The sequence below is a fragment of the Nostoc sp. FACHB-190 genome (genome assembly GCF_014696905.1).
In the GTDB taxonomy this organism is placed as follows: domain Bacteria; phylum Cyanobacteriota; class Cyanobacteriia; order Cyanobacteriales; family Nostocaceae; genus Nostoc_B.
The window spans coordinates 201,020-216,062 of record NZ_JACJQW010000005.1 but is presented as its reverse complement, the minus strand read 5'-3'; the positions used below and the strand labels follow the sequence as shown (position 1 = coordinate 216,062).

Here is a 15,043-nt window from a genome sequence, read left to right as displayed (position 1 = left end):
AACGCGCTTGGCGCAAATTAATGACAAAGGCTCAATTTAAAATCTCATCCTGCATCCTGCAAATTTACCTATTTTTGATATTCCCCTAGTTCTCACATCTTTTCCCCAATTTCAGATATAAACTAACGGGGGAGGGTTAGAAGAACTAGGGGAATTTTGTGCGCCTGTTGACAACAGTCGCAGCTTTACGCTGCTATTTAAATAAACTTCGCTCAGACAGCCAACTAACAGTTTCAGAGGATCTGGTGGCAGATGAAATGAGCAGTTGGGATCGGACAGCAGTCGGTTTGGTACCGACAATGGGCGGCTTACATCAAGGCCATTTAAACTTAATTAAACGCGCCAGACAAGAAAACTCAACGGTGATTGTCAGTATTTTTGTCAATCCCTTGCAATTTGGCCCTAACGAAGATTATGCACGCTATCCGCGCACATTAGAGCAAGACCAAAAACTATGTGAAAATGCGGGAGTTGATGCAATTTTTGCACCTACTCCGGACGTGATGGGAGTAAGAGCGAAAAATATACAAGATTCTTTAATTACCCAAGTCATTCCCCCATCTGCTATGATATTAGGTTTGTGTGGCCGTTCTCGGCTGGGTCACTTTCAGGGTGTAGCAACGATTGTGACAAAGCTTTTGAATTTGGTACAGCCTGACCGCGCCTACTTTGGTCAAAAAGATGGTCAGCAACTAGCGATTATTAAACGACTAGTGGCTGATTTAAATTTGCCTGTAGAAATTGTTGCTTGTCCGACAGTCCGAGAAGCTTCTGGTTTAGCTTTTAGTTCGCGCAATCAGTATTTGAGTGCAGCTGAAAAAGAGCAAGCGGCGGTTTTATATCGAGGCTTAAAAAAAGCTGAGGCTGCTTTTAAATCTGGTGTGCGTCATAGCAGCCAGCTAATAGCAGTGGTAAAACAAGAAGTGGCTAGGGTAAATACTGTTTTATTGGAATATATTGAATTGGTTGAACCGACTACGTTAATGTCATTAGAAACAATTGAGGAGGAAGGAATGCTGGCGATCGCAGCTCGTCTTGGTTCTACACGTTTGATTGATAATACCATTTTGCGCGATCGCCAACCCATCATCGCTATTGATGGGCCAGCCGGAGCCGGGAAATCTACTGTAGCACGCCAAGTCGCTGCGGAGCTAGGGTTAGTATACTTAGATACGGGGGCGATGTATCGAGCGATGACTTGGTTAGTGATTCAAAAAGGAATTGCCTTGGATGATGAATGCGCGATCGCCGAATTAGCTCATACTTGTAAAATTGAACTCACTCCCAGTCAAGATTTAAAATCCCCCGTGCGGGTTTGGATTGATAATGTTGATGTGACACAGCAAATTCGTACTGTTGAGGTCACATCTAAAGTATCTGCGATCGCAGCCCAAACTGCTGTACGTCAAGCTTTAGTTAACCAACAGCAAAACTGGGGTAAAAAAGGTGGTTTAGTCGCCGAAGGACGAGACATTGGTAGCCATGTCTTCCCCGATGCAGAAGTGAAAATCTTTTTAACCGCCTCAGTGAGTGAACGCGCTCGTCGTCGCCAGCAAGACTTTAAAAAACAAGGTCAACCCGAAGTTAGTTTAGAACAACTAGAACGGGACATAGCAGAACGCGACTGGAAAGATAGCACTCGCAAAGTTTCCCCCTTACAAAAGGCGGCGGATGCAGTCGAACTTCAAACCGATGGGATGAACATCTCTGAAGTTGCAGCCCAAATCATTAACTACTACCATCAAAAATTATCTCAATGGTAATCATAGAGATGAGTATCTAGTTTTCCTGACAGCCGAGTGGTGAGTAACTCATGACCTACCCACCACTTGTATATCTGATTGTAATTAACTATATATAGTTTGACTTTAGCGTTGTAGATTATATTTTAAGAACTTTAAAAATTAATTCATCCCACTTAAGGCTGAGTTGCCAAGTTTCTCATAACTACACCTTAAGGTAGAAGTATCTTAGGTTAAGAATTAACTAAATATATGTGTGGGCAAATTGCTTCCCTAATATTATAAACTCTGACTGTAAAAACCAAAGTTAATTGCCAAAGCATTACCTCTTTTCATTCCCCCCGGCTCTGGGGGGAATATCTTTCTATGTTTAAAATACCTCAGCATTTAAATATTAGTTGTTTTTATTTAAAGCTCTGATAGCATCGGCATTTGACTTATAGCAAAAGTCTTTTGTTTTCATTATCACTTTGGTAGTAGAATGACGATGTTAAGTTTTATGATTCTTGAGTTCAAGGACATCAAAACTCATAAACACAAAACCTGTAATTTTCTAAGCTTCCAGTAATAGCTTTAGGCCGGGAAACTGTAAAGAGAGGATTTCATAAAATGGCATTTACACAGCCCCCCTTACCCTTTGACTTTAATGCTTTAGAGCCTTATGGTATGAAAGCTGAAACTTTCGAGTATCACTATGGCAAGCATCACAAAGCTTATGTCGATAACCTCAACAAGCTCACTGAAGGTACCGAACTAGCTGATAAATCCTTAGAAGAAGTAATCCAAATCTCCTTTCAAGATTCCTCTAAAGCAGGTATCTTCAACAACGCGGCGCAAGTTTGGAACCACACCTTCTTTTGGAACAGCTTAAAACCATCAGGTGGCGGCGCACCCACTGGTGAAGTTGCAGCCAGAATTGACAAAGACTTTGGTAGCTTCGACAAATTCAAAGAAGAGTTCTCCAATGCTGCTGCTACTCAATTTGGTAGCGGTTGGGCTTGGTTAATTGATGATGGTGGTACTCTCAAGGTCATTAAAACACCTAACGCCGAGAACCCCTTAGCCCACGGCAAAAAAGCATTACTCACCCTTGACGTTTGGGAACATGCTTATTACATCGACTTCCGCAATGCGCGTCCCGCATTCATTAAGAATTTCTTAGACCAATTGGTTAACTGGGACTTCGTTGCGGAAAATTTGGCTAAAGCATAATATCTATCTGGCAGAAGGTGATTGTAAACTTCTGCTAGATATCTAAAGTACAGATATTCAATTGATATCGAAAATATCAGCAACAGTCACGACTTATATTCGTGGCTGTTTTTGCTTCAGTTAAATATTCTGCGAACACGGTAGAAGCGATCGCTCCTCTGAATTATCTTGAAAGATAGAGAGTCGGAATTTGAAAGCCGCGTCGGTAATCAACTTCTTAATTCTTTTTGCCAAAAAAAACATAAAAAAAAGCAAAATATTATGGATAGCACAGAACTAGCTCAATATCTCGAAGCCACGGATAGCATCACTAAACCTTGGATGCTAGTACAACTACGCCTGAAGAAATTACAAGAACGCCGCGACACAATTTCTGAAGATACCTACGCGAATGAGTTAGCCGATATTCACCAAGATTTAATGAATTTGGGTGAATGGTGGCGCGGTATAGAAGATGAGGTCTTCTAATGCGGTAATATCAATAGTCCATAGTCAAAAGTCCAGAGTCAATAGTTGATAGTACATTGACTAATGACCATTGACTAATGACTAATGACTAATGACCATTGACGATTAACTAACTTTTATGGATTATCGGGATGCAGGGGTTGATGTTGAGGCTGGTAGAGCCTTTGTTGATCAAATTCGCAATTTAGTTCAAAGTACTTTTCGGCCAGAAGTACTCGGTGGACTAGGTGGTTTTGGCGGATGCTTTCAACTCCCCACAGGTTACAAGGAACCAGTGTTGGTTTCGGGAACTGATGGTGTTGGTACAAAGCTGAAAATTGCCCAAACTCTCAACTGTCATGACACCGTGGGAATTGATTTAGTGGCTATGTGCGTCAATGACGTGCTGACATCTGGTGCAGAACCCCTGTTTTTTTTAGATTATGTAGCAACAGGTAAATTAGATAAAGAACAGTTGACACAGGTAGTAGCAGGTATAGCTACTGGCTGTAAATTGGCTGGTTGTGCTTTATTAGGCGGAGAAACAGCAGAAATGCCCGGTTTTTATCAAGTCGGAGAATATGACTTGGCTGGGTTTTGTGTGGGAATTGTCGAAAAAAGTCAGATGTTGGATGGTTCCCAAGTGCAAGTGGGGGATGTAGCGATCGCACTTGCTAGTACTGGTATACATAGTAATGGTGTCAGTTTAGTCCGTAAAATTATTAATGATGGTGGTTTTGCTTGGAGCGACACCCCAGAATTATTAGGTGGCGAAACCATCGGTGAAACTTTTCTCAAACCAACTCGCATTTATGTCAAACCAGTCCTCGCCGCCCGTCAAGCTGGTTTAGAAATTCATGGAATGGCGCATATTACAGGCGGTGGTTTACCAGAAAACTTACCCAGATGTTTAGGTAAAAATCAAGCAATTAAAATTAACCCCAACAGTTGGCAAATTCCCGCCCCATTTCAATGGTTAGCTGAAGTCGGTGCAGTCAGCAACGAAGCCATGTTTAATACTTTCAATATGGGGATTGGATTTGTACTCTTAGTTCCACCCCAGCAAGTAGAGCAAACAATTACCTTTTTTACATCACAAAATCTTTCCGCCTTCGCAATTGGCGAAGTAATTTCCGGCATAGGTACGCTGGAGGGATTGGTTTAGTTGGGAGTGGGGAGTGGGGAGTGGGGAGTGGGGGAGACAAGGTAGAAATAGAAATATTGCCCCCTTGTCCCCCTTGTCTCCCTTGTCTCCCTTATCCCCCTCTTCTCCCCTGCACCCTAGCCCCCTGCACCCCTGCCCCCTAGCCCCCCCTTCCCTTCCCTCATCTGGTATTCATTTTAAAAACCAGTGTCAGTATTTACCTGAATTTTTGAGAAATATTTTTAACTGACACTTATTAAAGCAATCGAAAATACTCATGCTCATTATCATTTAGATTTGCTAACGTAGTCTTAACATATTGCAAAATTAAGCTGAGTAAGCTAACTGAATACTTGCTAGTACTGATTATCCGTGCTGGTGATTTCTTATCTATTAAGTGTGGTGTTTGAGTTTGTGAATAACTGCGTATATTTGTGCAGAGGATATTTATGGTGATGAATTGTACGCGGACATCGACTTCTTGCGAACTTTTAAAACAAGTATTCCAGAAGATAGATGCCCAAAGTTGTCCGAGATTCTTTAATTTTCACATGCACACTGTCTATTCTGACGGGAAGTTAGAGCCAAGTGCATTGATGGAACAAGCGATCGCAATTGGCTTAAAAGGATTAGCGATTACTGATCATCACAATATTGGTGGCTATTTAGCTGCAAAAGCTTGGTTAGAAGACTGGAAGTGGAACAATCCTGATAGTAATATTCCTGATTTGTGGAGTGGTACAGAAATTAATGCCAACCTCTTAGATAATGAGGTTCACATTTTGGCTTACGCTTTTGAACCAAATCACTCTAGTATTAAACCTTACTTGCAAAGACACGCTGTCACTGGTAGAGAATATGAAGCAATTAACGTGATTGCAGCGATTCATGAAGCTGGTGGATTAGCGGTTTTAGCACACCCCGCACGTTATCGGCGATCGCATTTTGATTTAATTGCGGCGGCGGCGGAACAAGGAATTGATGGTGTAGAAAGTTTCTACGCTTATAATAACCCCAACCCTTGGAAACCAAGTCACAAAGAATCAGAACAAGTGCAACAGTTAGCTATTGAATATGGCTTATTTAATACCTGTGGTACTGATACTCATGGTTTAAATTTACTCCAGCGATTGTAAATGTATATTTAATTGCCTGAACTACTCCTGGTTGAATCAGCCAGGGGAATATACCATATTGGGTTCTAGATTGAAAAAAGGTTTACTGGTAAGCTTTTGGAAAATCCATTTGGCGCAATCATTCTTCAATTTGGTATTAGTTAATAACCAACTTTTATCAAGCTAATATCTACATCTATGGTTAATTTTATTCAATAAAATCTACTAAATTCACTAGAAATAATTCACAGCTTTAACTCCCCGCCTTTTGAATCAAAGGCGGGGATTTTGTTATGGAAAAAAGTGTAGCAAGACATACATTATTGCAACAGCTTTACAATATATAGTTCAAAAAAACATATATCTATAGCCGTATACAACATCTACCTTAAGATACAATTAATTTCAATGGAGCCAGAAAAATTCTTTGCAAGACGCAACTTTAAATCGCCAGACTTCTAATCTTTGACGTTAAATAATTCTGTGTCTGACTACAGTGAATTGACACTACAAGTCAGTCTTAAGTATTGAATAAGTCTTGAAAAATACAGTTTTGCCTCGACACAATCACTACTGCACAAACAAAAGCTAAAGAATGAAACACTGGATCGCCAAATTAGCAATCTGCATAATATTTCTATATAACTTTTTCTGCAATAATAGTTGGGCAATTGCCAATCAACTTTCAGAACCAAATCCTCAAGAAATAAATTCAATTCCAGGAGTAGAAAATTTAGTAGATACCAGTGATTTTGGCGAAAAAAAACCAGCAGAAACACAGCCATATCAGCCTATAGAGAAAGGGATAATTAAACAAGCGGGACTATTCACAACTTATCAAGACACAGAATCTGGCAAAGTTTATTTAGCAATTAAGCCAGAACAGCTAAATAAAAGTTATCTCGCTACAATTACTTTAGAATCTGGGATTGGGGAAAGTGGGATTTATAGTGGATTACCTTTAGCTGATTTTTTGTTTTATTGGCGGCGTGTCAAGGATAATTTGCATTTCGTAGTTCAGAATGTCAAATTTCGGATAAAATCAGGTGAAGCTGAACAGCGATCGCTAACTCGTTCCTTCAGTGATTCAGTACTTTATTCTGTGGCAATTGATAGTATTGAACCAAGCACAAACAGTCTAGTTATTGACCTAGAAGAACTGTTAATGCAGGATTTTTCCGGTTTAGCACCTTTATTAAAATACTATTTACAAGCTGAATATCACTTTGATAAAACTAAATCTTATTTTGGTGATGTGCAGAGTTTTTTGGATAATGTTGAAATTGATTCTATTTATGGTTTTTCCTCACCAGAAGGGGCAAATTTAACAACATTGCCAGACAGTCGCGCCTTGAGTTTAAAAGTACATTATAGTTTTTCCCAACTGCCAGAAAATAACGGCTATATTCCCAGAATTGCTGATGACCGAGTAGGTTATTTTATTACTGCCTTCCAAGATTTTTCGCCAGATCATCTACAAGAACCATTTGTCCGATACATTAATCGTTGGCATTTAGAACCGTCTGACCCTAACGCACCTTTATCTCCACCGAAAAAACCGATTGTATTTTGGATTGAAAATGCTGTTCCACCAATATACCGAGATGCCATTCGAGAAGGCGTTTTAATGTGGAATAAAGCCTTTGAAAAAGCAGGATTTCAAAATGCTGTTGAAGTGCGACAAATGCCAGATGATGCTGAATGGCATCCTGCAGACGTGCGTTACAACACTATTCGCTGGTTCAACTCTTTAGATGCTGGCTTTGCTAGGGGGCCAATGCGTGTAAACCCCCTCACAGGCGAAATCTTAGACGCAGATATTATTGTTGATGCCAACATGGTGCGCTCAGTTCAACAAGAATATCATGCACTGATCGAGGCTTCATCAATGTGTCAGACAGAAGAGACGCAGGCGGCAGGGCGCAGGGGTGCAGGGGAGACAATGGGGACAATGGAGACAAGGGAGACAAGGAAGATAAGGGAGAGGTCTTTCTACCTTGTCTTCCCCCACTCCCCACTCCCCACTCCCCACTCCCAAGACACAGAGACTTGTTACGGCACAGAGTCTACTGAACAAGTCGCTATGGGGGCGTTAGCATTATCGCTGCTGCAAAATACCAAGCCCAATAGTGAAATGATGAAGGAGTATGTTCATCAATACTTGCGTTCTGTTATTGCCCATGAAGTGGGACACACTCTGGGTTTGCGGCACAATTTTCATGGCAGCACAATGTTAGCGCCGCAAGAATTAAATAACCCAGAAATCACCCAAAGCAAAGGTTTAACAGGTTCGGTGATGGACTATTTGCCTGTGAATATTGCCCCTCAAGGAGTGCCGCAAGGTGAGTATTTTCCGAGTGTGGTCGGCCCTTATGATGAATGGGCAATTGCCTATGGTTACAAAAAACTACCTGATGTCGAGGGTGAAATAGTTACGCCGGAAACTGAAAAAAGCTTTTTAGAAGCAATTGCCTTAGCATCACCGCAACCAGAATTGTCTTACGCCACTGACGAAGATATCCGCGACATCAACCCGTTAGCGAATGTTTGGGATATAAGTAGTGATGTGTTGGTGTATTCTCAATGGCAAATGGACAACGCCCGTGTGATGTGGCAACGTCTGGATGAAGGTTATTTACCCAAGGGAGAAAGTTATAGTAGCTTGCGGGTGTTGTTTAATAGAGTGCTGAGATATTATTTCCGTAATGCCAGCTTACTTTCTCAATATATTGGTGGGCAGTCATTTCGGCGGCTTCATGCTGGTGATGAGATTTCTTGGGCTTTTGTACCCGTTTCCCTAACCCAACAACGTCAAGCATTAGCCAAGCTGCAAGAATATGTGTTTGCGGAAGATGCTTTTAGTTTCTCACCGCAGTTGTTAAATCAACTTGCACCGTCGCGCTGGCAACATTGGGGTAGTCCAATACATCATACTCGTCTTGATTATCCGATTCACGATCGCATTCTCAGTTTTCAGAGTGCCATATTAAGATCGCTGTTAGATAGCGATCGCATCAATCGTCTGCGGGATGTAGAATTAAAAGCTCAACCTGGACAAGCACTGTCTTTACCAGAATTATTTGATACCCTGCAAACAGGTATTTGGACAGAAATTTTCACCCCAGAACCACCAAAATCAATATCTAGCATTCGCCGTTCCCTACAACAAGAACACCTGAACATCTTGTTAGAGATGCTGTTGAAGACTCATGATGAATTAGAAGATAGCCGCACACTAGCTTGGTATGAATTGCGACAACTGCAAACAGCCATTGATAGCAAGCTGAAAGAATTTGGCGAAACATTAGATATTTACACAATAGCTCATTTAGAATTTGCAGGCGATCGCATTAGCAAAGCCTTAAATTCCCAGTTGCTTTCCAAGAGTTATTGAGATAGGGAAACGTCATCACAAACTTTTTTGTCCCTACCTTCTACATCATCGCTATTAGCCAAGTAATCTTTTACCCATTCACAAGCACTAGCAAGCAACCTATTTAAATCAGTTTCTTCCACATTCCACAATCGCACAGTATTATCCCAACTACCAGAAGCCAAAGTTTTGCCATCGGGACTAAAGGCTACAGTTGTGACGACAGACTCATGTCCAAAATATGTGTTTAACAGACGACCATCTAAATCCCAAAGTTTGATAGTTTTATCCTTACTACTAGAAGCCAGATTTTTACCATCAGGACTGAAAACTACACTTGTTACCTGAGATTCATGTCCTTTTAGGGTATGCAAGAGATTGCCATTTAAATCCCAGAGGTTGATATTTTTATCCTTACTAATAGAGGCGATGGTTTTACCATCAGGACTAAAGGCTAGTTGTGTAATTTCACTTTTATCGGAAAACGTTTTCAACAGCTTACCATTTAAATCCCAGAGTTTGATAGTTTTATCTTTACTACCAGAAGCCAAGGTTTTACCATCAGGACTAAAGGTTACTTGTGTAACTTCACTTTTATCTGAAAATGTTTTCAACAGCTTACCATTTAAATCCCAAATTTTGATAGTTGTATCGCTACTACTAGATGCAATTTTTCTACCATCAGGGCTAATAATAATACTAGTAACTATACCTTTATGCTTATACTTTTCATCTGAATTAAATTTGACGTTATTTGATTGTTTATTCTGTAAATTCCAGAGTAAAATATCTTTTTCATTAGTAGCGGTAATTAAATATTTCCCATCAGGAGAGAATGCTATTTTCGTAATAATTTGAGTATCCTTAAAATCTCTTTCGAGAGGATATAGAAATCTTGGTTGATCACCATCTAACTGCCAAATTTTAATATTTTTATCATAATCAGCAGAAACTAAAGTTTTACCATCAGGGCTAAAAGCTACACTTGTAACTGTGTCTGAGTGCTTGAGAGTTTGCCCAATTTTGTTCAGCTTCCAAACTTTAATCGTTTTATCTTTACTAGAACTAATCAGTATCCTTTTATAAGGATGAAAAATAGCACTAGTGACTGTGGCTTTATGTCCTCGGAAGGTTTGCAACAGTGTGCCATTTAAGTTCCAATATTTAACTGTGTTATCTTCGCTGGTAGATGCAAAAGTGTTAGTTTTGGCATCCAAAACAATGTTAGTCACAGATGCTTGATGCGCTGTTAAGGTACGTAAACTTTTATTCTTCACCCAAAGTCTAATAGTACCATCTGCACTACCAAAGATAACCTGATTATCATCACGACTAAAGACTACACTTGTAATAGGCGCTGAATGATTTTTATCTTTAAAAGTTGATGATGATAGTTTACCCTGCAAATTCCAAAGTTTAAGCGTGCCATCTTCACTACCAGAAGCCAAAATTTTATCATTGTGGCTAAAAGCAATATTTGTAACGGCTGCTTGATGACCGTTTAGCGTTTGTAGTAGCTCGCCTTGAAAATTCCAGAGTTTAATGGTTTTGTCTTTGCTGGCTGTAGCGATAATTTTATTTTTGTGGCTAAAGACAATACTAGTAATTGCATATTTATGACCTTTGAGGGTATGCAATAAATTACCGTTTACATCCCAAAGATTAATAGTATTATCACTACCAGCAGAAGCTAAGATATAACCACCAGGACTATAGGCAATATTGGTTAGCGAATAGTTATTGTTTGTCAGTTTATGTAATAATGTGCCATCTAAATTCCAGATAATGATTGTATTATCATTACTGGTAGAAGCTAAAGTTTGATTATCGGGGCTGAATGCAATATTGGTGACTGCATATTTGTGTCCTGTTAATGTATGTAAAAGTTTGCCATTCAAATCCCAGAGTTTGACTGTATTATCATCACTGGCAGAAGCTAAGATTTGACTATTAGGACTGAGTGTCAGACGATTAACGGCGGCTTCATGTCCTGTAAGAGTATTTAAAAGTTTGCCATCTAAATTCCATAGAATAATAGTATTGTCTCCACCTGCTGAGGCTAGGGTTCCGCCATTAGGGCTAAAAGCAACACTAGAGATATCAGCTTGATGACCATTTAAACTAGTTTGTAATTTCTGAGTATTTAAATCCCATAGTTGAACAGTTTTGTTATTACCATAAGCCAGAGTTTGACCATCTGGGCTGAAGGCTAATAAGTCTAGAGCTATATTAATATCTTCACTTTTATCCTGAGTATCACTAGGCGGCTTTAAGGTTTTTATTGGCTGACTATTTAACTGCTTTAAATCCCAAATTTTCACTATACTATCAACACTTGCAGCAGCTAAAGTTTTATTATCTGGACTGAAAACCATGCTTGAAATTGTATTTTTCTGGGCTGCAATAAATTGAGTATATTTTTTGGGTTCATTTTCTAAATTCCAAAGTTCTATAGTACTATCTTGCCAATTATCCTTGGAATCAAAATTTTTATCACTTACTTTAGCAATTGCCAATATTTTACCATCTGAGCGTAAAGATATACTTGTAATAATAAAATCTCCGCTATCTTCTGTCAGGAATGTCGGTTCAGATTCTTGTTCTGTTAAATCCCATATTTTGACATCAAATAAACCAGCAATAATTAAATTATGACTGTCAGGAGTAAAGCTAATGTTTGTAATTACCTCTTTCGCTTTCCAATCTCGTTTTGAAATTAAATTTTTATTTTTCTCATCAAAATCTGCCAAATTCCAGATTTTTACCTCACCATCTTCACTAGCAGAAGCAAGAGTTTTACCATCGGGGCTAAAGGCAAGACTTGTAATACTAGTTTGATGTTCTTTGAGAACTGTTAACTCTTTACCGTGTAGATCCCAAAGCCTAATAGTTTTATCAGCACTACCGGAGGCGATAATTTGGCCATTCGGGCTGAAGGCAATTGTTTGAACAGTAGCCTCATGTTTAATTAAACGATTGCGTTCTTTAATTTGATATACAGCTTTTTGTAAAGCTTCTATGACTCTGGGTTGTGATTGATCGAGTTTTTGGTTGCTCTTGCCGACATTGATTTTTTCTAGGATTTCTCTGAATGGTTCAGGAGGATGAACCAGTGATAATGGTTCGGAAAAGAACAGTTTAATGTTGTTTTGTGTCTGTCGTTTTTTGCCTGCCTTAATTGCTAAGATGACTGATTGTAACTCTTGATGAGAATTAAACAGCGCCAAAGAATTTAAACTACTGGCATTGATTTCATTAAATTCTCCTTTGCGCCACAGGTCTAATGATTTGAATAACAAACTTGTAATAATTAAAGTAATTATTGTCCCGCCACTCATGAAAAGGATGGTGGTAATATCACGACGGCGACGATTAATTTTTTCTTGTTCTTGGCGTAAGTGAAATGCTGCACAAGTAGAGATATATTCTGATTCGAGTTGATTTAAAAAGCCTGATTGTTTTAAAAGTTCTTGGGATTCTTTTAATCTACCGCCGCGATGAATGAGATAATTTTCGTCTTTTTGTTGTTTTTCCCACTCAAAGGCTGCTTGGCGAATTGTTTCGCGCAGTTGCAAACTCACACGATTTTCATCTAACCAAGTAATTAACCTTGGCCAATGGCGAATTAAGGCTTCGTGGGCGACTTCGACTTCTTCTTGAAATGTGGCTGAATTAACACTAACTACTATCAGTCGCGCACCTTCACCAGCTAACCGCTTGAGGAGATTTTTGGTTAATATTTGCTTGTCTCCGGCGGGAATTAATTCTTCTAACCCAACGCGGCGGCGTGTATCTCTGCGCCTTTCACCTTGGACGGCGTTTTCGTCTAAGCGAGTTAACCGAATAAAGATATTTTTAACTTGTTCTTGTTCGTCGGCTGACAAACTATTGTAAACTTCATCGGCAGTTTGGGCGATCGCTTTCTGTACACCCCCAATGGCTTCATATTCCTCAACGCGCAGCCACCGTCCGTGTCGCCGTTTCCATAACTCTAACAAGGCGTGTTGCAATAAGGGCATTGCCCCTGGTTCGCCTTGCACATCATCTAAAATGTTATTGCTCAACCCAGCTTCAAAACGTAACCCTACTTGTGCGGCTTGTAATTCCATTGCTTTTCGCAATTCCGCCGAGTCCATCGGCCCGATTAATTTTTGGTGAGACTCCATCAACTCTTTGAGTGGACGATAAGTTGCACATTCACCCCAAAAATCTGCCCGCATGGTAACAATTACAGGCTGTTGCTGAGTCAAACTCAATAATTTTTGAATAAAATCTTGGCGCTGAGTTTCGTCACTACACAGGGTAAATAGTTCTTCAAATTGGTCAACTACAATAATTGACGGTTGATTCTGCACCGCCGATAAACTAGCTTGCAGTTGTTCGCTGGGGTTATTGTTGGGAGTGAGATAAGCCAAGACTAAATCGGGCTGTTTTTCTTGCAAAGTGGGAATTAACCCCGCCAAGACAACGGATGATTTACCACTCCCCGATGCACCCAACACCGCCAAAAAGTTATGTTCACTTAGTTTTTGTTGTAGTTGGGTAATTAATTGTTCTCGCCCAAAAAAGAACTCGCGGTTTTGTTGGCGGAAAGGATACAAACCCAAAAACGGACAACGGCTATCGTAGGCTGGTAATTGCTTATTCAACGCCACCGCATTAAAACTCAAGTCCAAGACTTCCAGCGCCAAGTTATTGACTTCGATTAACGCTTGTTCTCGTTCTTGTTTCGTTTGGGGACTTAAAGTGGTGATATCTGTGCCGAAAGTATCGGTTAATTTTTGGGATGGGTTGTGGAGTTTGGGGTATAGTGTAGGCGATCGCTCTAACAATAATTTCTCTAATTGTTTCAGACCAAACTCGATTTCTGCGGCTGTCAAATCTCTATCTAGTTGGTCACTAAATAGCGGTCTACCACCCAAGCGACTAAACAAAGCCGGCACTGTCACATCATACCTTTCAGCCAAGGAAGCCGCCGCCTCTTGTAGCGCCTTGTCAACTTCCCCAGACTCGTGTAGTTGCTTATAAAAATGTTCTGCTAAAGCTTGGGCGGTTTTCACCGAAACTTTTTCTGTCATAGCGACAACCGCCGGCATTCCCAAATCTCGCACCAAACGCTGTCCCAAACCACCTAATCCTGCCTCTGCATCTGGATGGGCGCTTTCACAAGTGCAGAGAAAGGTAAAATGGGGTAATCCCTTTGCGCCACGTAATAACCGCAGTCTATCTAACAAACGTGTTGCTGTGACTGGCTCAACTGTATTATCAGCCTTTGACCAATAAAGCACTGTCTCGCCATTGTCGAGTAATTTACCGTGGCTGACAAAATGTAATAATGTATACTGCTTTGTTCTATCTGTTAAATGAGTGCAGAGTTCATCTAAAGTTGGCAAACCCATTGCCCCATCAACAGTTGCTAACACATCACTGGGAATATCACCCAAAGCAGAACGCACACTTTTAACAGTACCTTCCACATCAAACAAATCTAATTGATACTTCTGTGAATCCGAGGGACTAGCAACTAAGATTAAGGCGCGTAAATCTCGCCGTCCAATGGGGGGGAAACGTCGGTCTGTGGTGGCGGGAATATACAAAGAAAAAGGCACTCGCTGATCAAGTGCTAACATTTGCCAACCTTCATCTAAAGGGGCGCACAACCTTTCCCAACGCAGAGTTCTGAGTTCTTTATCAACAGCCTCGATGAACAGCAAAACCCGCAAACAATCTTCACTCTCCCGAATTGCGGCGGTAAAAGCATCACGGATTTCATCTTGGAATAAAGCTTTACCTAAGAGTATGCCGTATTTTTGTGGTTGTCCTAGTAAACTAATTTGTTGTTGTAAATCTGTTTCCTTTAGCTGGAGATTACCTTCTGCACGCAATGGTAAAAGTGTTCCCGGCCGACTATATTCGACCACAATCGGCCAGCTATCTCCTGATTTGCGTTGGATGATAATCTCGAAGGTATTCATGGGTTGGGGAGTAGGGAGTAGGGAGTAGGGAGTGG

At 40.4% G+C, this 15,043-nt stretch carries 7 protein-coding genes; 6 read left to right on the top strand and 1 reads right to left on the bottom strand.

Going from position 1 to position 15,043, the window contains the following annotated elements:
* Positions 1–158: 158 nt before the first annotated feature.
* The 6 genes from H6G28_RS08835 (at position 159) to H6G28_RS08810 (ending at position 9,054) form a co-directional block, all read left to right on the top strand.
* Positions 159–1,763, top strand: coding sequence for a bifunctional pantoate--beta-alanine ligase/(d)CMP kinase (locus H6G28_RS08835; RefSeq protein ID WP_190589994.1), 1,605 nt, complete (start codon positions 159–161; stop codon positions 1,761–1,763).
* 588 nt (positions 1,764–2,351) lie between these two features.
* Positions 2,352–2,954: a superoxide dismutase [Fe] gene (gene sodB, locus H6G28_RS08830; RefSeq protein WP_190670314.1), complete on the top strand. Its 603-nt coding sequence runs from the start codon at positions 2,352–2,354 to the stop codon at positions 2,952–2,954.
* Between the two features lie 261 nt (positions 2,955–3,215).
* Entirely contained in the window at positions 3,216–3,422 is a 207-nt protein-coding gene (locus H6G28_RS08825) for a hypothetical protein (RefSeq protein WP_190589992.1), read from the top strand.
* Between the two features lie 118 nt (positions 3,423–3,540).
* Positions 3,541–4,566 (top strand): phosphoribosylformylglycinamidine cyclo-ligase, encoded by a 1,026-nt coding sequence (gene purM / locus H6G28_RS08820; RefSeq protein WP_190670312.1) that lies wholly within the window; start codon positions 3,541–3,543, stop codon positions 4,564–4,566.
* A 428-nt stretch (positions 4,567–4,994) separates the two neighbouring features.
* Positions 4,995–5,681, top strand: a complete 687-nt coding sequence (locus H6G28_RS08815; RefSeq protein WP_190589990.1) for a PHP domain-containing protein — start codon at positions 4,995–4,997, stop codon at positions 5,679–5,681.
* 574 nt (positions 5,682–6,255) lie between these two features.
* Positions 6,256–9,054, top strand: coding sequence for a zinc-dependent metalloprotease (locus H6G28_RS08810; protein ID WP_190670311.1), 2,799 nt, complete (start codon positions 6,256–6,258; stop codon positions 9,052–9,054).
* Here H6G28_RS08810 and H6G28_RS08805 read toward each other — a convergent pair.
* Entirely contained in the window at positions 9,048–15,008 is a 5,961-nt protein-coding gene (locus H6G28_RS08805) for an nSTAND1 domain-containing NTPase (RefSeq protein ID WP_190670310.1), read from the bottom strand. The two genes, H6G28_RS08810 and H6G28_RS08805, sit on opposite strands and share 7 nt — an antisense overlap.
* Between the last annotated feature and the right edge of the window lie 35 nt (positions 15,009–15,043).